Raw genomic sequence first — 18,443 nt, 5'->3', positions numbered from 1 at the left:
GTCGTCGCGGTGGCGACGGCATTTCACCTGACGGAAAAAATCATGTCTATTGTTACCAACGCCGCCCAGCGGCAAACCGGCGTCATCAGCCAACTGCTGATTTTCGCCATGGCGGCGGCCAGCGGCATTGCCGTGGCGAATATTTATTACAACCAGCCGATGATGGTGGTTATCGCCGCGAGCTTCCCAGGCCAGGCCGGCCCCGGGCTTATTCCGACCATCACCCAACTGGGATACGCGGCCGGGCTGCTGCTGCTGGTGCCGCTGGGCGATTTGTTTGAACGGCGCCGGCTTATTGTGCTGCAGTTCCTGATGCTGGCGATAGCGTCGCTGGCGGCGGCGGTGGCGCCCTCGGGCTGGACGCTGCTGGGCGCGTCGTTAATGCTGGGCATTGGCGCCACGGCGGCGCAGCAAATAGTGCCGGTGGCGGCGACCCTGGCCTCTCCCGCCCGGCGCGGCGCGGTGGTGGGCAGCGTGATGAGCGGTTTATTAAGCGGCATCCTGCTGAGCCGGACCCTGGCCGGCCTGGTGGCCGAATATGCAGGCTGGCGGGCCATGTTCCTGCTCGGCGTGCCGCTGGCGCTGCTCGGCGCGCTGCTGATGTACCGTATGTTGCCTAAAACGGCCGCGGCAACGCGTTCCACCCTGAGCTATCCGGCGCTGATGGCCTCGCTGGTCCACCTATGGCGCGAAGAGCCGCGCCTGCGCCAGGCTACCTTCACCCAGGCCGCCCTGTTTGCCTCCTTTAGCGCCTTTTGGACGACCCTGGCCATTTACCTGGATCATTCGGCCTATCATCTGGGATCCGGTGTCGCCGGGCTGTTCGGGGTGGTGGGCGCGGTGGGCGTATTCGCCGCCCCGGCTGCCGGCAGGATGGCCGATCGCCTCGGCGCGCGCCCCGTGGTTATCATGGGCGCCGCGCTGACGCTACTTGCCTGGCTGGTGTTTATGGGCTGGACCTCGCTTATCGGCCTGACGGCCGGGGTGATTTTACTCGACCTCGGCGTACAAAGCGCGCTGGTGGCCAACCAGCATGTTATCTATGGCCTGCGCGAAGAAGCCAAAGGACGGGTAAACACCCTGTTTATGGGCGGCATGTTTCTCGGCGGCACCCTGGGATCCATGGGCGCGATGATGGCCTGGGCACGGGCCGGCTGGCAAGGGGTAGGCTATTTTGCCATAGTCCTCTCGATCCTGGCCTGCGTCTTTATGGCGATTAAAACGCGCCGGGCTTGATAACGCCGTGGCATGGCCGGCGACCAAGGCAACGCGCCGGCCGTTATGCCGGGCCGCCGTTGCGGCGGCAGAAAAAATAATCATTGTTTAGGAAATGCTCATTTCCCTATAATGGCGTTATGAAAGAAAAAAAATTATCCCCCCCGGCCCGCAGCCCTGGGCGGCCGCGCGAGTTCGATATGGACCGGGCGCTCGATCAGGCCGTCCTGACGTTTCGGTCGAAAGGCTATACGGCAACCTCCATCGGCGATCTCAGCCAGGCGATGGCGCTGTCGGCCGGCAGCATTTATAAAGCCTTCTGCGATAAGCGCACCCTGTTCCTGGCGGCGTTTGATCGTTATACCTCGGTACGCAACGCCGCCCTGGCCGACAGGATCAACAGCGCGGCAACCGGACGCGATCGCCTGCGCGCCGTACTCCGGTTTTATGCCGATTCGTCCCATGATGGCGAGGGTCGCCGCGGGTGCCTGGTGGTCGGCAGCGTTATCAGTCTGGATACCTTCGATCCGGAGCTGGCCGGGCTGGTGCTCCAGGCGGTTCACCGCAACGAGAGCCAACTGGCGGCGCTGATTGATCAAGGCAAGGCCGACGGTTCCATTGCGCCCGGCGTCGACAGCGACGCCGCCGCCAGGCTTATGCTGAGCCTCCTGCAGGGGATGCGGGTGGTGGGTAAAACCGGACGTACTGTCGACGACATGGCGGCACTGGTGGCGCTGGCGTTAAAAATCCTGGATTGACCCTCTCTGGCGGCGATATGCCACCCGGCATTCACGCGACCGATTGCGCGGATACATTCTGTGCGATATCAACGCTATTTTCCCGCCATGCGGAAACGGCTTTTATGACGCGCCTTCTGCCGGGGCGGCGTCCGCGCGCATTATGCCCACATATGCCCGCCTCAAGTCCCTGCGCGCCACGGATTAACTGATAAAGTCCCTACGGCCTGAAGCCTTGATAGTACGTCCAAAGCCGGTAAGCTTACTGTCTCTTTATGCTTCGCGCGACGAAAATCAGGAAAGTATCATGGACAAGATTTCTTCACCTTATCTCGAGGAATTTATCCTGAGGTACAGTGAACCGCTTAGAAAAGAACAACAGAAGATAAAAAATATAACAGCCCAATTAATCCTGGTGCAAAATTGCTGTGATAGTTGCCGGGGAGCGTGGCGCTATCACCATGGCATCGTGGCCGACATCATGAATGGGTTTACGCCCGGCGTTCATCCTGCGGAATCGGTACTCGACGGCGTAACAAGGATAAGGAATCTCGCCGGGTCATTTGTTACACCACAGGATGAGCAAAAAATCGGCGGTAACATTTTATCTGTAAAAAACAGTAATCGGGATTTTTTATTTGAGAGTTTAATGCTCAGAGTCGGCGGGAAAAAAAACCAACTGCTATCCAGCGGCGATCGGGCGCTGATTCATTTAATGGCGCAAGACTTGATGGAACAGCGCCTTAACAGCGATTTGAACCATCAGATCCTGATAGCATTGAATGCGCGCATTGATGATTATTACCCCGAAACAACGGGACTTTATCCCTATAGAAATCCGGACGGAAAGCCGTTAAAAATAAAGACGGTTTATCCCCTATCAAGAGATAAAAAATATTCCAGCGCCCTGGTGACGCCTTTTATAAAATTTTCACTTGATCCCTTAGCCCGGTTAAAATTATATCAAAATCTCTCGGTGCAAAAATTCCAAATAGATGATCTGTCGTATCATAAAGAGAATTATGCGGGACAGTGGTATGTCACCGCCAGCCAGCCGATTTCCGCGGGCGCGTGCGTGGGCGTCCATGCCGGGACCCTGGTGCCTGAAAATTTTGAATCGTTCTGCAAAACCCTTTCCCCGGAGCCGGGAGATGCCGTCACCAATGGCGGATATCTCCGGAATGGCCGAATCATTGATATTGCAAGGCACTGCGCCTCAGACGGTTCAAACTCCGCCACATTACCCATCTACCTGGATCGCGACGGGATAATATCAAAAATAAATACCCGACCTTCGTATGATAAAATGAATGATTACACTGGCAAGACAGAGAATAATTATAATGTGGAAGCGGCGAAATTTACCGCTGAACTGGAGGACAATAGAAAAGTTTACGTGATAGGTATTTTCGCCCTGAAAAATATTGATGTCGGGGACGAGCTGCGCGGCGATATAACATAAACGCGATGCCATGGTTAATGCAAAAATGCTGTTACCCTCCGCCGCCGTTGTGCCGGCGTTTTACCCCGATGACGCTTTATCTTAAACCGTTGCAATCGCGATCTGGCGGTAAAACGGGCGGCAACAATGTTATGCGGCGGTACCGAGCGCCTGGGCGCAGGCCCACGCCGAGCTCCAGGCCCATTGAAAGTTATAGCCGCCCAGCCAGCCTATCACGTCGACCACCTCGCCGATAAAGTACAGCCCCGGCACCTGCCGGCTTTCCAGGGTTTTGGACGAGAGATGGCGGGTATCCACGCCGCCCTGGGTCACCTCGGCGGTGCGGTAGCCTTCGGTGCCGTTCGGCTGTACCCGCCATTGTCGCAGGGCCAGGACCCAGTCGGCCTGCTGGCGGCGGGTAAGCTGTTTTAACGTGCATTCCGGAATGGCCAGCAGGGCAAACCATATCTCGACAAACCGCCGCGGCAGCAGCTTTGCCAGGGTATTTTTCAGGCTTTGGTTGGGATGCTCACGCAGCTCCGCCGCCAGGAAGGCGTCTAAATCGGTATCAGGCAACAGATCAAGCGTCAAGAATTCGCCGCTTTGCCAATAGCTGGAAATCTGCAGCATGGCGGGCCCCGACAGTCCGCGATGGGTAAACAGCAGGTTCTCCCGGAAAGAAACGCCGCTTTGCGCGCCGACCACCGCCGGCACGCCGATGCCGGACAGCGCGCCGAGCTGCTCCAGCAGGGGTTTATGCAGGGTAAAAGGCACCAGCGCGGCGCGGGTGGGGATCACCGGCAGGCCGAACTGCCGCGCAATGTTATAACCGAAGGGCGTGGCGCCCAGGCCGGGCATCGACAGGCCGCCGGTGGCGATCACCAGGCGGGGGGTGTTGATGGCGCCGCCCGGCAGGGTCAGGAAAAAATCATCGCCGCGTTTTTCCACCGCCTCGACCTCGCTGCGGCAGCGCAGCGTAACCTGGCCCAGTTCGCACTCCCTGAGCAACATATTCACCACCTGCTGCGCCGAGTCGTCGCAAAACAGCTGGCCGAGGGTTTTTTCATGCCAGGCGATACCGTATTGCCGCATCAGGTCGATAAAGTCCCATTGGGTATAACGCGACAGGGCGGACTTGCAGAAATGCGGGTTTTGCGAGAGAAAGGCCGCCGGCTCGATGTAGAGATTGGTAAAATTGCAGCGGCCGCCACCGGACATGAGGATCTTGCGACCCGGTTTTTTGCCGTTATCCAGCAGCAATACCCGGAGGCCCAGCCGGCCCGCCTGCGCGGCGCAGAACATGCCCGCGGCGCCGGCGCCGATTACCACCACATCAAACTGTTCCACCATGCTTTCTCTCTGCTTATGCTTACATGAACACGCAAAAGGGGTATCCCCGCGGCCGTCGCGCGCCAAGGCGCGGGGCCGATTGTAATGTTCACCGTGGCCTTATGCCAACGTAACAGGATGATAAAATCGGTAAACAGACATATCTTTATGTTTTTATGGATAAAAGTGATTCATTCTTGTTGCAGGCTACATAAAAATGTCATAAAAAGGGCATATTTTGCTTTTCCATCGGCCCTGTTGTCGCAGATAATGCGCCCCGTTCATGTCCACTCTATGGCGTAACCTTATGCTACATCTATTTACCGGCCTGGAGTTTCATACCGGTCTTATGCTGGTGCTCGCATTAATTTTTGTCCTGGTATATGAAGCCATCAATGGTTTTCATGATACCGCCAATGCGGTAGCAACCGTAATCTACACCCGCGCCTTGCGCTCACAGCTGGCCGTGGGCATGTCGGGGATTTTCAATTTTCTCGGTGTTCTGCTCGGCGGCCTGAGCGTGGCCTACGCCATCGTGCATCTGCTGCCGGTCGACCTGTTGCTGAACGTCAGTTCCACCCACGGCCTGGCGATGATGTTTTCCATGCTGCTGGCGGCGATAATCTGGAATCTGGGCACCTGGTATTTCGGTTTGCCGGCCTCCAGCTCGCACACCCTGATTGGCGCCATTATCGGCATCGGCCTGACCAACGCCCTGGTAACCGACTCGTCGGTGTTGGACGCGCTGAATATCCCCAAGCTGATTGAGATTTTCCTGTCGCTGATTATTTCGCCGATTGTCGGGCTGGTGCTGGCCGGCGTGCTGGTGTTCGCCCTGCGCCGTTACTGGAGCAGCACCCCCAAACGCCGCCGCATCCATTTAACGCCGGCGGAACGGGAAAAGAAAGACGGTAAACGCAAGCCGCCGTTCTGGACCCGCACCGCGCTTATCCTGTCGGCCGCCGGGGTAAGTTTCGCCCATGGCGCCAACGACGGACAGAAAGGTATCGGCCTGATTATGCTGGTACTGATAGGCGTGGCGCCGGGCGGGTTCGTGGTCAACATGAACTCCACCGGTTATGATATCGCCCGTACCCGCGACGCGGTCGTCAACCTGCAGCAATTTTACACCCAACACCAAGGGGCGCTGCCGGAGGTGGTAAACATCGAACCACCGATGATACCGGCGCCCGACGTCAACGCCCTGCCGTCCACGCCGGCCGCGTTTCACTGCGACAGCTCAAGGGCGCTTATCGCCATCACCCGCGCCATATCGCTGCTGGATAATTTACAGAGCTACGACAAGATCACGCCGTTTGAGCGCTCGCATGTGCGCCGCCTGCTGATGTGCATCGCCGATACCGCGGACCGGACCGCCAAGCTGCCGCAAATCACCGGCGAAGATAAGCGCTTTTTGAACACCCTGCGTAAGGATTTACTGGCCACCGTCGAGTACGCGCCGCTGTGGATTATCGTGGCCGTGGCGCTGGCCTTGTCGCTGGGCACCATGATTGGCTGGCGGCGTGTCGCCACCACCATCGGCGAGAAAATCGGCAAGAAAGGCATGACCTATGCGCAGGGCCTCTCGGCGCAGATGACCGCCGCGGTGTCCATCGGCGCCGCCAGCTACACCGGCATGCCGGTCTCCACCACCCATGTGCTGTCCTCCGCGGTGGCGGGCACCATGCTGGTTGACGGCGGCGGCGTACAGAGCAAAACCGTGCAGAATATCCTGCTGGCATGGGTACTGACCCTGCCGGTGGCTATCGTGCTGTCGGGTGGCCTGTACTGGCTGGCGCTGAAACTGATTTAGCCTGCCCGCCGCGCGCGGTGAAAAAAGGCGACCCGCGGTCGCCTTTTTTATTGGCGGGTTTCCGGGCGCCGGTTTAAGCCATCAGTGCCAAATGGCCAGGGCCACCAGGCTGACGACGATCAGTCCGCATAGCATGCTGGTCAGCATAAATTGCCCGCGCACCCGCTCGCAGCGGCGGATAAACTCCGGATCGTGATGATCGAGGTATCGCTGGGCAATGATGTAGCGTACCAGCCTGAGCTGCTTGCTGGGCTGCCCGTGGGCGGTGAAAAAACCACCGCCGTCCACATACTGGTATAGCAGCGGGTCGCATCCCCGCAGTACCACCAGTAATGCCCGTAACGATGAGTAATAGCGCGCCATGTTGGCGACACAAACGACACATAAAGCCCAGAAAAGCGCAACGGTGTTGATCATAAATCCCCCCCGGCAACGCGACTCCACATAGCCCCCCACGCCTGGGCCGACAGCGGTATACGCGCGATAGCAACTGACCACAGAGCTGAAGAAGCCCACCCCAAAAATTGATATAACCGAGAATGGATATAGGCAGTTGAAAACTGCCGTACCTTGCACTATTGAGTGTAGAAAAGTTTGTCAAAAGAAAGCAAACGAAGCGACAAAAATTGTATTTTTGGTCGTTTTTCCTCAACGACGCCCGCAGCCTTACCGCGCCGCCCCAGGGTGCATACCGTGCCGCATCGCCACCCGGATTTTGCACGCCACCCTCATTATTAAAAGCTATACTAAATTTAGTACATTGAAAAATTAATATTTATTATTCTATTTGTGATAATTATTACTGATAAGCTTTAGCGACGGAATATGCCCCCGGCCGATAACCTGCGGCGGGTTGATAAATATCATACGGATAGGTGTGATCGCGGCATCACTTCTGGCAGGCCGCCGAGTGTTAAACTTAAGGCATCACAGACATGCCGGATAGGTTACCCACGTCGCGCGCCGTTAACGAGTGACATTTTGCAAGGAGTCTGATTATGTCTTATAAACACATACTGATCGCCGTTGACCTTTCACCGGAAAGCAATGTGTTGGTGGAAAAAGCAGTGTCGATGGCCAGGCCGTACAACGCCAAGATTTCGTTGATTCATGTTGACGTCAACTATTCCGATCTTTATACGGGACTTATCGACGTCAATCTTGGGGATATGCAAAAACGCATCTCCGAGGAAACCCAAAATGCGATGACGCAACTGTCGCAGAACGCCCATTATCCGATTGCCGAAATCCTCAGCGGCAGCGGCGACCTGGGCCAGGTGCTGGTGGATGCCATCAATAAGTACGATGTCGATCTGGTCCTGTGCGGACATCACCAGGACTTCTGGAGCAAGCTGATGTCATCGGCCCGCCAGCTTATCAATACCGTACATGTGGATATGCTGATCGTGCCGCTGAACGACGAGGAAGTGTACGAGGATTAACCGGGCTGCGGGGTGTAGATATCAAACCGATGGTTTTTGGTGATGATATGGGCCTGGGCGGCAATGCCCGCCAGCGGCGGGGCATAGTCCGGGCGTTTGACCACCACCCGCCGGGTCGCCAGCGCGCGCGCCGGTAAAAGAAGCTGGTCGGCGTCCTCGTCGGCGCCCACCAGCGATTGAAATACCCGCATCTCTTTTTTCACCAGCGCGCTCTTGCGCCGGTGCGGAAACATCGGATCGAGATAAACCGTGTCCGGGCGCGGCCGCAGCCCTGCCAGGCCGGTCAGGCTGGAGCCGTGCACCAGCGTCAGGCGATCGCGCAGCCATGCGCCCACTTCCGGGTCGTCATAGGCCCGTTGCAGCCCGTCGTCCAGCAGCGCCGCCACCACCGGGTGGCGCTCGAACATCCGCACCCGGCAGCCGAGGGACGCCAGGACAAACGCATCGCGGCCCAGGCCCGCGGTCGCGTCCACCACCTCAGGCAGCGTATTGCCTTTTACCCCCACCGCCCGGGCGATGGCTTCGCCGCGTCCGCCGCCGAAGCGGCGGCGATGGGCCATGACCCCGCCGGTGAAATCGACGAAAATGGCGCCAAGTTTCGGCTCGTCGCGCTTGCGCAGCTCCAGGCGCTCCGGCGTCAGCACCAGTTCCATCACCGCCGACGCCTCATGCAGCAGGCCCCAGCGTGCCGCCAGGGCGTTTAAACGCGCCCGGTCCACCCCCGGTTCACAACTCAGCGCCAGCGGCTCCAACGGCATTATCCGCGGATGCCGTAATGATGCAGCATGGCGTCCAGTTCGGGCTCACGGCCGCGGAACCGGACAAACAGCGCCATCGGCTCCTCGGAACCGCCGCGCGAGAGGATATTATCCAGGAACGACTGACCGGTTTGCCGATTGAAGATGCCCTCTTCCTCAAAGCGCGACCAGGCGTCCGCCGCCAGCACGTCGGCCCAGAGATAACTGTAGTAGCCCGCGGCATAACCCCCGGCGAAGATATGGCTGAAGGCATGGGGGAAACGGCTCCACTCCACCGCCGGCATTACCGCCACCTGCTGTTTCACTTCCGCCAGGGTTTGCAGGATGCGCGCGCCCTGCTCCTGGCTGTACTCATAATGCATACGGAAATCAAACAGGCCGAACTCCAGCTGGCGTAGGATAAACAGCGCCGCCTGGTAGTTTTTCGCCGCCAGCAGCTTATCCAGCATGGCTTCCGGCAACGGTTCATGGGTTTCATAATGGCCGGAGATAAAGGACAGCGCTTCGGGCTGCCAGCAGAAGTTTTCCATAAACTGGCTGGGCAGTTCCACCGCGTCCCAAGGTACGCCGCTGATGCCGGCCACTCCCGGGGTATCGATTCTGGTCAGCATATGGTGCAGTCCGTGGCCGAACTCATGGAACAGGGTGGTGACCTCGTCGTGGGTAAACAGCGCCGGCTTGCCGCTGACCGGACGGTTGAAATTGCAGGTCAGGTAGGCCACCGGCTTTTGCAGGCTGCCGTCGGCTTTGCGCAGCATGCCGACGCAGTCATCCATCCAGGCGCCGCCGCGTTTATTGTCGCGGGCGTATAAATCGAGATAGAAACTGCCGCGCAGTTCGCCCTGTTCATCGAACAAATCAAAAAAGCGCACCTCGGGATGCCAGGTTTCCACATCGGTACGCTCCTCGGCGGTGATGCCGTAGATACGGTTTACCACTTCAAACAGGCCGTTGACCACCCGCTGCTCGGGGAAATAGGGCCGCAGTTGCTCATCGCTGATGGCGTAAAGATGCTGCTTTTGCTTTTCGCTGTAGTAGGTAATATCCCAGGGATTCAACGTATCGCGGCCGTGGTGTTTGGCCGCGAAGGCGCGCAGTTGCTCCAGCTCCTGCTCGCCCTGCGGACGGGCTCGCCGGGCCAGATCGGTGAGAAAATCCAGCACCTGCTGCGGGTTTTGCGCCATTTTGGTCGCCAGGGACTTATCGGCATAGCTGCCGAAGCCCAGCAGTTGGGCAAATTCGTGCCGCAGCGCCAGGATTTCTTCCATGACCGGACCATTGTCCCACTTGCCGGCGTTGGGGCCTTGGTCCGAGGCGCGGGTGGCATAAGCGCGGTACAATTCTTCACGCAGGGCGGCGTTATCGCAATAGGTCATCACCGGCAAATAGCTTGGGATATCGAGGGTAATCAGCCAGCCATCCTGCCCCTTCGCCTCGGCCTGGGCGCGGGCGGCGGCCAGCGCGCTTTCCGGCATGCCGCCGAGTTCGCTTTCATCGGTAATCAGCTTGCTCCACCCCATGGTGGCGTCCAGCACATGGTTGCTATAGGCCGAACCCAGCTCCGACAAACGGGCGGCGATTTCGCCGTAGCGCTTTTGCTTCTCGGGGGAAAGGCCGATACCCGACAGCTCGAAATCGCGCAGGGCGTTATCGACCGCTTTTTTCTGCGCCAGGCTCAGCTCATCGTAGTATTCGCCGTAGCGCAGATCGCGATACGCGTCGTATAACCCTTTATTCTGGCCTACCCAGGTACTGTATTCCGACAATAGCGGCAGGCTCTGCTCATAGGCTTCGCGCAGCTCCGGGCTGTTGCGCACCGCGTTGAGGTGGCCGACCGGCGACCAGATGCGGCCCAGGCGATCGTCCACTTCCGCAAGCGTCTGGCATAAATTGTCCCAGGTATAAGGGCCGGACTGCGCAACGACGTCCTCAACGGCCTGCCGGCAGTCGGCAAGGGCGGATTTTACCGCCGGGACGATATGCTCGGGCAGGATTGCGGAAAACGGCGGCAAGGAAAATGGAGTCAACAACGGATTTGTCATAGCGCGGCCCTGATCATTGTTTAAAGGATATGAAAGTAACATGAGGCTAACTATAGCGAAAATCAATGGCGGGCAGTGGAATGTGTTGCGCGTTTAACGCTATCGGCGCCGGCCGGCCGGGGGAATATCACGGCGGCGAGAGAAGGAAATAGCACCGCCGCCGGCAAGCGCCCTCCGCCGACGGCAAGCCGATATGCCGATCGACCCTCGGGGGCATTTATTTTGGTTATTGCTGCTATTCGGTTGATCTGGCTCACTTAAACGGTGGGCTTTTAAGATTTAAAAGAGTAATAATGGTTGCAACGATAATCATTCAAATGTAATGAAAATGGGATGGTGTAAAATGATCGCTGCTTTCAACCGTATGCTGGATAAACCGGATTTAGGAAGATTGGTCCTGCGCGTCGCTTTTGGCGGCATGATGATGTTCCATGGTATCCATAAGGCAATCTATGGCATCGAGGGTATCGTGGGCATGGTGGTCCGCCACGGCATGCCGGCATTTGTTGCCTACGGCGTGTTTCTCGGCGAAATAGTGATGCCGATCCTGTTTATCCTCGGCATCCTGGTGCGCCCCGCCGCGCTGGTGTTTTGTTTTACCATGCTGTTCGCCTGGCTTATCACCAATCCGGGCATGGTATTGACCCTGGATAAAATGGGCGGCTGGGGATTTGAGGTTATCGCCGTGTACCTGTTCGCCGGCATCGCCATTGCGCTGCTGGGCTGCGGCCGCTATAGCGTGATGCGCAACCCCAACCTGCGCTAACCCCCGGTCCTGCGGGTGGCGAAATCTGGCCATCCGCTAGCCCAGCGCTTCAACCAACTCGAATTGCTCAAATACCAGCAACATCTCGGGTGAAAAATCGCCCTCGCGTTGAAAAAAATCCCGATGCGCCGCCTGCCAGTACGCCAGGCTTTTATCCCCCTCGCCCTCCAGGGCGGCCATCCCGGCGGTCACATCGCAAAAACGCACCAGACGCTGCGCCACGGTGCGGATGACGCAGGCGGGGTTGTCGGCGCCGTCGAGCACCACATGGAAGCCGCCGACGGACGGCGCGCCATCCTGGCGAAAGGCGGAAAATGAACAGCAGGACGCGGTTTTTTCGCCGCGCAAGACCAGCGCCAGCAGATCATCGGCCATTTCGGCGCCGTCGCCGAAGGACCAGAATCGGGCGCCGGGATAACGTTCCGTCAAGGTAGCGTACGGCATTATTTTTTCCTCTCCCGTGCGTTATAACAGCACATCACCCCGTTCGGGGAATTGATTCAATACGCTCATGATAAACCCGTATTTATTCATTTAAAGATCATTTAAAACCTTCCCCGTTTATTTGCTTTGCGCGCCGGGGTCAAGCGGGTTGCACTCCCATTTCCGCTGAACTATAAACGGATTATTAACTGATGGTTCGTTTCTTGCCTGTTTGATGCCGGTAGCGCCCCGCCATGATATAGTCGCGCCGTAGTCAATGCGGCATATAAGAACATAACCCCCCGAAAAATAGCTTTCCCTTTCCCGGAGATGTCTATCTCGATTTCACCACGAACAGCCGCAGCGCTTTACCTGGGTTACCTTGGCCGCATCGGTGAAAACACCGCTGTTGCCGCTGGCCTCGGATGACCATCGTCCGGTCCACCCAAACGGCGCGGAACAGACCATTATTGACCGCAATGCCCGCCTGGCCTGGTTCAATGCCAGGTTCCGGCGCCCCCTGGTATCTCGGCGCCTGGTGGCCGGATGCCCAGCCGGCGTTCTTCTTTGCCCCGGCGAGGGTTGGGGAGCCCTACCGCAGCGTCGTTTTTGACCCGCGCAACCGTATCCCGCCCTATCAGGCGGTTTTCCATGACGCCCTGATCGGCAGCCACCACTGGCATTCGGATAACCTCACGTTAAGCGAGGTAAAAAATACCCGGACGTTGCTTAGCGGACTGTATAACACCGCGCCGATGTACCATCTGAACCGCGCCGCGCTCGCCGCCAGACTGCCTGAGATGCGAAAGACGGATGCCATCTTCCGTCCGCTGCACGCCGTGCCGTGGAATAAAGCGCTGACTGGATTTCGCTGGCTGGACGCCGCACGCCCGTTTAGCCCAGGCTTATCGCCGGCTCGCGACAGCATAATCTTCACATATGTAAGGAATGTGATAAGCGGGGTAAATCATTGTCAGAAGGGGATTTTTTTAAGATATTTCCTGATGCCGCCCCGTATGATCTGGCTGATAGTGTCCTCACTGGCTTGGCGAAGCAGTCGCTTATTCGAGGATTAACTAATGAAAAAAACAACGCTGGCTATGGTAATAACCTTAATTTCGGCGAGCGCCTGCCTACCCATCGCGTCATACGCCGACGGTCCTGGCGGGAATAATGGCCACGATTGGCAGCCCCGCAATGGGGGCGGACAAGATCACGGCGACCATCGCGGCCCCGGCGGCCATGATAATCGTGGCGGACATGACGACCGTGGCCGTGGCGATCGCGGCGGCCCGCGCGGCGGCGAACGCGACCACTTTGCCTGGAACGGCCATGATTTCAGGCGCGGACATCCGATGCCGCGTTATTATCGTGAACATTACCGGGTAGACGACTGGCGCGGCCGCGGCCTGTATGAGCCGCCCAGAGGCGAGCAATGGGCCTATATCGACGGCAATTACGTACTGATGGCGGTGGCGACCGGGGTGATAACCTCAATTATCGTGGGCAGCATGCTGCATAATTAAAACCGCAATCCGCTCGCGCGCTATGCCGTTCGTATTAATACGTTCATCTCAATACGTTCATCTCAATAATAGGACCGAAAGGTCCTATTATTTATTTGGCCCAGGCTCTGTCGAATAGGAAAGCCCATCCTGTAGTGCGTTTATAGCGTCAAGCCTTTGGAATACGGCTGTATAAATCATATCTCCCTTTACCCCCAAGGCGGTTTATACTACCGCTCATGATATGCTGTGCCCTGTGCCGCGCGTCCCCTATGAGTCTTGCCGTTAGGGTCGCGAAACGTCGGCGCCGCAGCAACGCACAGTAGTCAATTTCGGTAACACACTGATTATACTGTAAATAACAACATCATCTGAAAGCGCAAAACACTATGTTAAGTTATCGCCACCAATTCCAAATGGTGTTTTTGTGCTATCGCATGTTTTCATAAAATATTTTTAAATCAATAATTTAACTAAATTTCATACTGTGTATTGTTCCAGTGCTTTTTGACGTTTTCGCATTTATGCGGCAAACTGTGGGGTAATCGGTGGGGTAACAGAATTGCGCTTAAGGGGTTAGGGATGTCAACCGCGCTCAATCGCCTTTCAGATAGAAAATTGCGCTCCCTGCTTGGGGTGGCTACTGAAAAACTAACCAAGATATCTGATGGTGGCGGGCTAATGGTGCGCATAACCAAAAACGGCACAATCACTTGGTTGTTTAAATACCGCCTTGGTGGCCGTGAAACGGAAGCCACACTCGCCACCCTGGGAAGATATCCCGACCTGACATTATCGAAAGCGAGAGAGTTACGTGACCAGTGCCGCCGCTGGCTAGCGGAAGGACGTGATCCGCAACGAATGCTTAAGCTCGACCGCGAAACAACATTAAAACCCGTTACAGTTAAGGATTCTTTGGAATATTGGTTATCTGAATACGTAGATGGCAATCTTGTTAATGCTACGCGATACCGTGAAAGATTTAATAATCACGTATACCCCTATTTAGGCGAAATGGCGCTTGCGGATTGCGATACACATCACTGGCTTATATGCCTTGGCAGAATAAAGAAAAAAGCCCCTAGCGTTGCGGGAATGATTTTGCAAATGTCCCAGCAAGCATTTAAATTTTGCCGGGTACGCCGTTATTCGGTCTGTCACTGCCTTGATGGCTTAACCATGCAAGATATTGGCGTTAAGGTCAATAGACGCAAACGGATATTAAGTAGAAAAGAACTTACAGATTTTTTAGTCGCGCTCAAAGATGATTTTTTCTTGCCCTATTATCATAATATTTTTTACTTACTGATAGTCTTTGGTGCTCGAACGGTGGAAATGAGATTATCCAAATGTAGCGAATGGGATCTTGATGCTAAAATGTGGGTAGTCCCAGAGGCGCACAGTAAAACTCGTGAAAAAATATTCCGCCCCATCCCTGACAAACTTTTACCCATGATTGAGACTATGAAAAATGAGAATCATAAATCAGGTCTGATATTGGGAGAATTTAAGGAAAATACAGCCGTAAGTTCAACCGGCGGGCGAGTATGGGAACGCCTAGGGCATTCTGAATCGTGGACGCTGCACGATTTACGTCGGACGTTCTCCACTGGCATGAGCGACTTAGGTATACCGCCGCATATCGTAGAGCTGCTATTGGGCCACTCTTTGCCCGGTATCATGGCGGTGTATAACCGTAGTCAGTACTTACCTGAAAAACTGGACGCTCTGAATAAATGGGTAGAACGGCTGGATGTGCTGGCCGGGAAACATGAAAACGTTGTTATTTTAAAAGCTGGTGAAAAATGATAATTTTAAACAGTAATGTATTTGAGAGATTGGCCTCACAAAGATTAGTTACAATTTCAGAGGTAGTTAATTCTTTGTTCGGACTAAATCCAAATACTAAAACTAAGGATTTAAAAGAAGAAATGGTTGAAGAAGTTCAAGATATTAAAAAGACTATATCCAGAAACATACGATCTCTTAATATTCAAGTAAGTAGTGTGAATGATGAAATGAATTCAGATTTGGTGTTTGCTGCTACCCATGATTTTATGAGAGAGGGCATTACTCCTGAAATTATTATTGAAAAAGGAAAAGAAGCAGTGATAGCTTATTCTTATTCCAATGATTGGCAAAAGTACATGATGGCTTTTGGAGGAAGGCCGTTAGTTGAACTAGTGTCACAAACGAGAAAATCAGGCCGAGGTCAACACAGAAAGAGTGACGAAGAACAAGGAACGCAAAAAATGATGGGGCTACTAATCAAGCTTTTAGCATATAAGCATCCCAACGGTAAGTATGGAACGGTGCAGAAACCGACCATTTCTGAAATTTACAAAGATATATTAGCTTTGGCTGAAAAAGAGCAAGTTAGTGAAAAAGGCATCAAGCGTTCAGCTTTCCATGCTAAAGCCTCATTAGCCCTTAAGGCTATACATGATGAAAGTTAACGGCGACCCTGTAAATGATTCTGTGTAATTGCCATCTTATTAAATGTGACCGTTCAGCCGGTCACCGAACTCAATAATAAAACGACTCATCGCCAAACGCCAGTTTTGGATCGGCATGCTCCATTCACGTCACCTCACGTCACCTCACGTCACCTCACGTCACCTCACGTCACCTCACGTCATTGCACGTCATTGCACCTCATTGCACCTCATTGCACGTCATTGCACGTCATTGTTGCTTATAGTTTATTACCGTTCATGTCCGTTCATGTCCGTTCACTGTCGTACAATAGTATTATGAAAACTCACTTTAACTTCATTTGATTTTAATAATAAAAACAGATGGTTGTGTTACTTCTATTAAAAAAAAACAAGTGTGTTATATCTTAATGGATCAATATTTTTTCAGTGGATATATTCTTTATTTCAATGGATTCCATTCTCGATGGAAAACTGTATGCACATCAAATAGTATCACCTCCATAACATAGAAACAGTGGAGGCAACATGCCAAATCTCACCTATACCCCGCCCACCCCCGAGCAACGGCGCTCGCTCCTGTCTGAATACGGCATTCCTTATGATCGCCGTATCCGAGAGAGCGAATGCCAAGAGATAACCAGTTTGTCCCGTACCTCCCGCTGGCTTTTTGAAAATGAGGGCAAGTTTCCACCCCGTTGCCACTTTGGCCGCAACTCCTGCGCCTGGCTCCTTTCTGATGTGCTCTGGTGGGTACGTAACCCTCCCGCCGTTGAGAACGTTAATAACCCGTATAGCCGTAAATCGGCCTAGCAGAGAAATAACGCAAATACCCGCAATATCGTTTGATCAGCGAAAAGGAAAAGGTTTGCGAGAGTTTGCGGAGAATACCAAGCAGAATTACAAATGCTGTCGCGGCGGCTCTAATTAACGACTAATCGGAGCAAAAGAAATGGAACAAAAAGAAACTGGCAATAGCCGGGGCGGATACCCCTACGCCCAAAGCATGGGAAGCGATACCAACGGTAACAGCTTTGCTGAATTGATCCCTGTCATTCCCGGCAAGATTGCCGGTCGTGAAACCAAAATTGTGAGCGCCAAAGCATTACATAAAGCGTTAGGCGTGGGGCGTGATTTCTCCACATGGATCAATGAACGTATTCAGGAATATGGCTTTGTTCAAGGGGAAGATTATTTCAACGATGAGAATCACGATGCGGCATGGTTGATTAGTGAGCATTATTCCCCGAATCCGGGGAAAAATAAAAAACGTGGTCGCCCTGAGAAGGATTACTACCCAAGCCTGTCTATGGCTAAAGAATTGGCAATGGTTGAGCGCAACGAGCAGGGCCGCGCCGTTCGCCGTTACTTCATTCAGTGCGAAGAAGAACTAAGCCGTTCTGCTCCCGCAATTGCCGCACAGTTACGCCAACAACTCCGCGCACGGATTAGCGCCGCCAGTTTTTATAAACCAATGTGCGCCGCCCTTGATATGGCCCGCGCCGAACTGGGCAAGGAGACGCAACAGCGCCACTACAGCACTGAAAGCAACATGATTGCCAAAATGGTTCTAGGCGGACTGACAGCCAAGCAATGGGCACAGGTAAACGGGATCACTGGGCAACCGCGTGATGGCATGAACACCGACCAGTTGGAGCACTTCGCTTACCTGGAACAGACCAACACAACCATGATTGATATGGGCATGGATTATTTCCAACGGAAGGATGAATTAACTCGCCTATCACAACGCTGGTTAGCCAAGCGCCTGGAGGCCCACCATGACTAACTGCGCCGCCAGCCAGGAAGAAGCCTTTCCATTGGCTGGCTTCCCATTCCCCCAGGGTGCCATGCCTTTACGCAGTAACGATGGCCGCAAACGTCCCCGAATGGGGGTAGCCGCTGATCTGCGCGTGACTACATGTCACGCTAAAGCTTTGCACAACTCTGTTAGCAGTGCGCAAATTTTGTGCCGACGAAATCCGCTGGTGCAAATCAAACACGAACAGTATTCCGGTTTGGAGGTCGGAACGAATTTCGTCGGGGGCTTGCGGGATGTTTGCCTTTCCCACCATGAAAATGGCAGCACGGCGCAAGCCATCACTTTAGACGGAGCCGATTTGCGCCATGAGGAAAATCAATTAGTTGACAGGGTAACCGAAAGTAACCCAGTGAACCTACCCTCTTTAAGAGGGGAGCCTTTGCAAGTAACCGAAAGTTACCCGCTGAGTCAGGCCGATATCATCTGGGAACCCGAAAGCATCTACGAAAGTTTCGTAGGTCAGTCAGGCGCAAACAAAAAGGGCGGGGTCTCAAATCCTTCCCTCTGGATGGCGAGCAAAGTGTATTTTTACACTTTGGTTATCAAAGCCCATATTCGGGCTTTGGGGTGTGCGTCGTTGGCGCAGTTCGATATTGAAGGGTGTACGGTATTAGCTGATGCCCTAAGCAGGAAATCCAGCTTAGCGGCCTATGCTGGCTTAACCCAGCCGTTGGCTGAGTCCAAAGGGGATCAACCCTTTGGCTCTATACCGCGC

General features: G+C 54.8%; 17 protein-coding genes. 12 read left to right on the top strand and 5 right to left on the bottom strand.

Annotation, left to right across the window (positions count from 1 at the left end; translation table 11 throughout):
• Window positions 1-42: 42 nt before the first annotated feature.
• From VGC33_RS10700 to VGC33_RS10690, 3 genes are all read left to right on the top strand, one after another.
• Window positions 43-1,236, top strand: a complete 1,194-nt coding sequence (locus tag VGC33_RS10700) for an MFS transporter (RefSeq protein ID WP_331120735.1) — start codon at window positions 43-45, stop codon at window positions 1,234-1,236.
• A 119-nt stretch (window positions 1,237-1,355) separates the two neighbouring features.
• Window positions 1,356-1,973 (top strand): TetR/AcrR family transcriptional regulator, encoded by a 618-nt coding sequence (locus VGC33_RS10695; RefSeq protein ID WP_331120734.1) that lies wholly within the window; start codon window positions 1,356-1,358, stop codon window positions 1,971-1,973.
• A gap of 286 nt (window positions 1,974-2,259) precedes the next feature.
• Window positions 2,260-3,414 carry a hypothetical protein gene (locus tag VGC33_RS10690; RefSeq protein WP_331120733.1) on the top strand — a complete coding sequence of 385 codons (1,155 nt, stop codon included), beginning with the start codon at window positions 2,260-2,262 and terminating at the stop codon, window positions 3,412-3,414.
• Between the two features lie 129 nt (window positions 3,415-3,543).
• Here VGC33_RS10690 and VGC33_RS10685 read toward each other — a convergent pair whose 3' ends face one another.
• Window positions 3,544-4,740 (bottom strand): BaiN/RdsA family NAD(P)/FAD-dependent oxidoreductase, encoded by a 1,197-nt coding sequence (locus VGC33_RS10685; protein ID WP_331120786.1) that lies wholly within the window; start codon window positions 4,738-4,740, stop codon window positions 3,544-3,546.
• 289 nt (window positions 4,741-5,029) lie between these two features.
• Between VGC33_RS10685 and pitA the strand changes: the two genes are divergently transcribed.
• Window positions 5,030-6,535: an inorganic phosphate transporter PitA gene (gene pitA, locus VGC33_RS10680; RefSeq protein WP_331120732.1), complete on the top strand. Its 1,506-nt coding sequence runs from the start codon at window positions 5,030-5,032 to the stop codon at window positions 6,533-6,535.
• A gap of 81 nt (window positions 6,536-6,616) precedes the next feature.
• Here pitA and uspB read toward each other — a convergent pair whose 3' ends face one another.
• A complete protein-coding gene (gene uspB, locus VGC33_RS10675; protein ID WP_331120731.1) occupies window positions 6,617-6,952 on the bottom strand; it encodes a universal stress protein UspB in 336 nt (111 codons plus the stop codon).
• Between the two features lie 581 nt (window positions 6,953-7,533).
• Here uspB and uspA point away from each other — a divergent pair.
• Window positions 7,534-7,977: a universal stress protein UspA gene (gene uspA, locus VGC33_RS10670; RefSeq protein WP_162367300.1), complete on the top strand. Its 444-nt coding sequence runs from the start codon at window positions 7,534-7,536 to the stop codon at window positions 7,975-7,977.
• On the opposite strand, the gene rsmJ is transcribed toward uspA, so the two are convergent.
• Window positions 7,974-8,735 carry a 16S rRNA (guanine(1516)-N(2))-methyltransferase RsmJ gene (rsmJ, locus tag VGC33_RS10665; protein ID WP_331120730.1) on the bottom strand — a complete coding sequence of 254 codons (762 nt, stop codon included), beginning with the start codon at window positions 8,733-8,735 and terminating at the stop codon, window positions 7,974-7,976. The genes uspA and rsmJ overlap by 4 nt on opposite strands.
• A complete protein-coding gene (gene prlC, locus VGC33_RS10660) occupies window positions 8,735-10,777 on the bottom strand; it encodes an oligopeptidase A (RefSeq protein ID WP_331120729.1) in 2,043 nt (680 codons plus the stop codon). The genes rsmJ and prlC overlap by 1 nt, the downstream gene beginning before the upstream one ends.
• A 343-nt stretch (window positions 10,778-11,120) precedes the next feature.
• On the opposite strand from prlC, the gene VGC33_RS10655 reads away from it, so the two are divergent.
• Window positions 11,121-11,543 (top strand): DoxX family protein, encoded by a 423-nt coding sequence (locus VGC33_RS10655; RefSeq protein WP_331120728.1) that lies wholly within the window; start codon window positions 11,121-11,123, stop codon window positions 11,541-11,543.
• A 36-nt stretch (window positions 11,544-11,579) separates the two neighbouring features.
• Here the strand turns inward: VGC33_RS10655 and VGC33_RS10650 are convergent, their stop codons facing one another.
• Window positions 11,580-11,987 (bottom strand): ASCH domain-containing protein, encoded by a 408-nt coding sequence (locus VGC33_RS10650; protein ID WP_331120727.1) that lies wholly within the window; start codon window positions 11,985-11,987, stop codon window positions 11,580-11,582.
• A gap of 479 nt (window positions 11,988-12,466) precedes the next feature.
• Here VGC33_RS10650 and VGC33_RS10645 point away from each other — a divergent pair, with 479 nt between their 5' ends.
• The 6 genes from VGC33_RS10645 to VGC33_RS10620 all read left to right on the top strand — a co-directional run bounded on the left by VGC33_RS10645 (window position 12,467) and on the right by VGC33_RS10620 (window position 17,695).
• Window positions 12,467-13,042 (top strand): glycoside hydrolase, encoded by a 576-nt coding sequence (locus VGC33_RS10645; protein WP_331120726.1) that lies wholly within the window; start codon window positions 12,467-12,469, stop codon window positions 13,040-13,042.
• Window positions 13,043-13,045: 3 nt separating this feature from the next.
• Window positions 13,046-13,492, top strand: a complete 447-nt coding sequence (locus VGC33_RS10640) for an RcnB family protein (protein ID WP_331120725.1) — start codon at window positions 13,046-13,048, stop codon at window positions 13,490-13,492.
• Between the two features lie 561 nt (window positions 13,493-14,053).
• Window positions 14,054-15,280 carry a tyrosine-type recombinase/integrase gene (locus VGC33_RS10635; RefSeq protein WP_331120724.1) on the top strand — a complete coding sequence of 409 codons (1,227 nt, stop codon included), beginning with the start codon at window positions 14,054-14,056 and terminating at the stop codon, window positions 15,278-15,280.
• Window positions 15,277-15,927, top strand: coding sequence for a hypothetical protein (locus VGC33_RS10630; RefSeq protein WP_331120723.1), 651 nt, complete (start codon window positions 15,277-15,279; stop codon window positions 15,925-15,927). Before VGC33_RS10635 ends, VGC33_RS10630 begins: the two co-directional genes overlap by 4 nt.
• Before the next feature lie 507 nt (window positions 15,928-16,434).
• Window positions 16,435-16,719: a helix-turn-helix transcriptional regulator gene (locus VGC33_RS10625; protein WP_331120722.1), complete on the top strand. Its 285-nt coding sequence runs from the start codon at window positions 16,435-16,437 to the stop codon at window positions 16,717-16,719.
• 193 nt (window positions 16,720-16,912) lie between these two features.
• Entirely contained in the window at window positions 16,913-17,695 is a 783-nt protein-coding gene (locus VGC33_RS10620) for an antA/AntB antirepressor family protein (RefSeq protein WP_331120785.1), read from the top strand.
• Window positions 17,696-18,443 lie beyond the last annotated feature (748 nt).

The sequence above is a fragment of the Acerihabitans sp. genome (genome assembly GCF_036398755.1).
Taxonomy (GTDB): Bacteria; Pseudomonadota; Gammaproteobacteria; order Enterobacterales; family Enterobacteriaceae; genus Acerihabitans.
This window is presented reverse-complemented; position numbering and strand designations above follow the sequence as displayed.

Excerpts from the sequence above, each read along its gene's own strand:
- VGC33_RS10645 (WP_331120726.1), top strand. The coding sequence starts at position 12,467 with ATGCCAGGTTCCGGCGCCCCCTGGTATCTCGGCGCCTGGTGGCCGGAT.
- VGC33_RS10635 (WP_331120724.1), top strand. The coding sequence starts at position 14,054 with ATGTCAACCGCGCTCAATCGCCTTTCAGATAGAAAATTGCGCTCCCTG.
- uspA (WP_162367300.1), top strand. The coding sequence starts at position 7,534 with ATGTCTTATAAACACATACTGATCGCCGTTGACCTTTCACCGGAAAGC.
- VGC33_RS10700 (WP_331120735.1), top strand. The coding sequence starts at position 43 with ATGTCTATTGTTACCAACGCCGCCCAGCGGCAAACCGGCGTCATCAGC.
- pitA (WP_331120732.1), top strand. The coding sequence starts at position 5,030 with ATGCTACATCTATTTACCGGCCTGGAGTTTCATACCGGTCTTATGCTG.
- prlC (WP_331120729.1), bottom strand. The coding sequence starts at position 10,777 with ATGACAAATCCGTTGTTGACTCCATTTTCCTTGCCGCCGTTTTCCGCA.
- VGC33_RS10695 (WP_331120734.1), top strand. The coding sequence starts at position 1,356 with ATGAAAGAAAAAAAATTATCCCCCCCGGCCCGCAGCCCTGGGCGGCCG.
- VGC33_RS10655 (WP_331120728.1), top strand. The coding sequence starts at position 11,121 with ATGATCGCTGCTTTCAACCGTATGCTGGATAAACCGGATTTAGGAAGA.
- VGC33_RS10620 (WP_331120785.1), top strand. The coding sequence starts at position 16,913 with ATGGGAAGCGATACCAACGGTAACAGCTTTGCTGAATTGATCCCTGTC.
- rsmJ (WP_331120730.1), bottom strand. The coding sequence starts at position 8,735 with ATGCCGTTGGAGCCGCTGGCGCTGAGTTGTGAACCGGGGGTGGACCGG.
- VGC33_RS10690 (WP_331120733.1), top strand. The coding sequence starts at position 2,260 with ATGGACAAGATTTCTTCACCTTATCTCGAGGAATTTATCCTGAGGTAC.
- VGC33_RS10630 (WP_331120723.1), top strand. The coding sequence starts at position 15,277 with ATGATAATTTTAAACAGTAATGTATTTGAGAGATTGGCCTCACAAAGA.
- VGC33_RS10640 (WP_331120725.1), top strand. The coding sequence starts at position 13,046 with ATGAAAAAAACAACGCTGGCTATGGTAATAACCTTAATTTCGGCGAGC.
- VGC33_RS10650 (WP_331120727.1), bottom strand. The coding sequence starts at position 11,987 with ATGCCGTACGCTACCTTGACGGAACGTTATCCCGGCGCCCGATTCTGG.
- uspB (WP_331120731.1), bottom strand. The coding sequence starts at position 6,952 with ATGATCAACACCGTTGCGCTTTTCTGGGCTTTATGTGTCGTTTGTGTC.
- VGC33_RS10625 (WP_331120722.1), top strand. The coding sequence starts at position 16,435 with ATGCCAAATCTCACCTATACCCCGCCCACCCCCGAGCAACGGCGCTCG.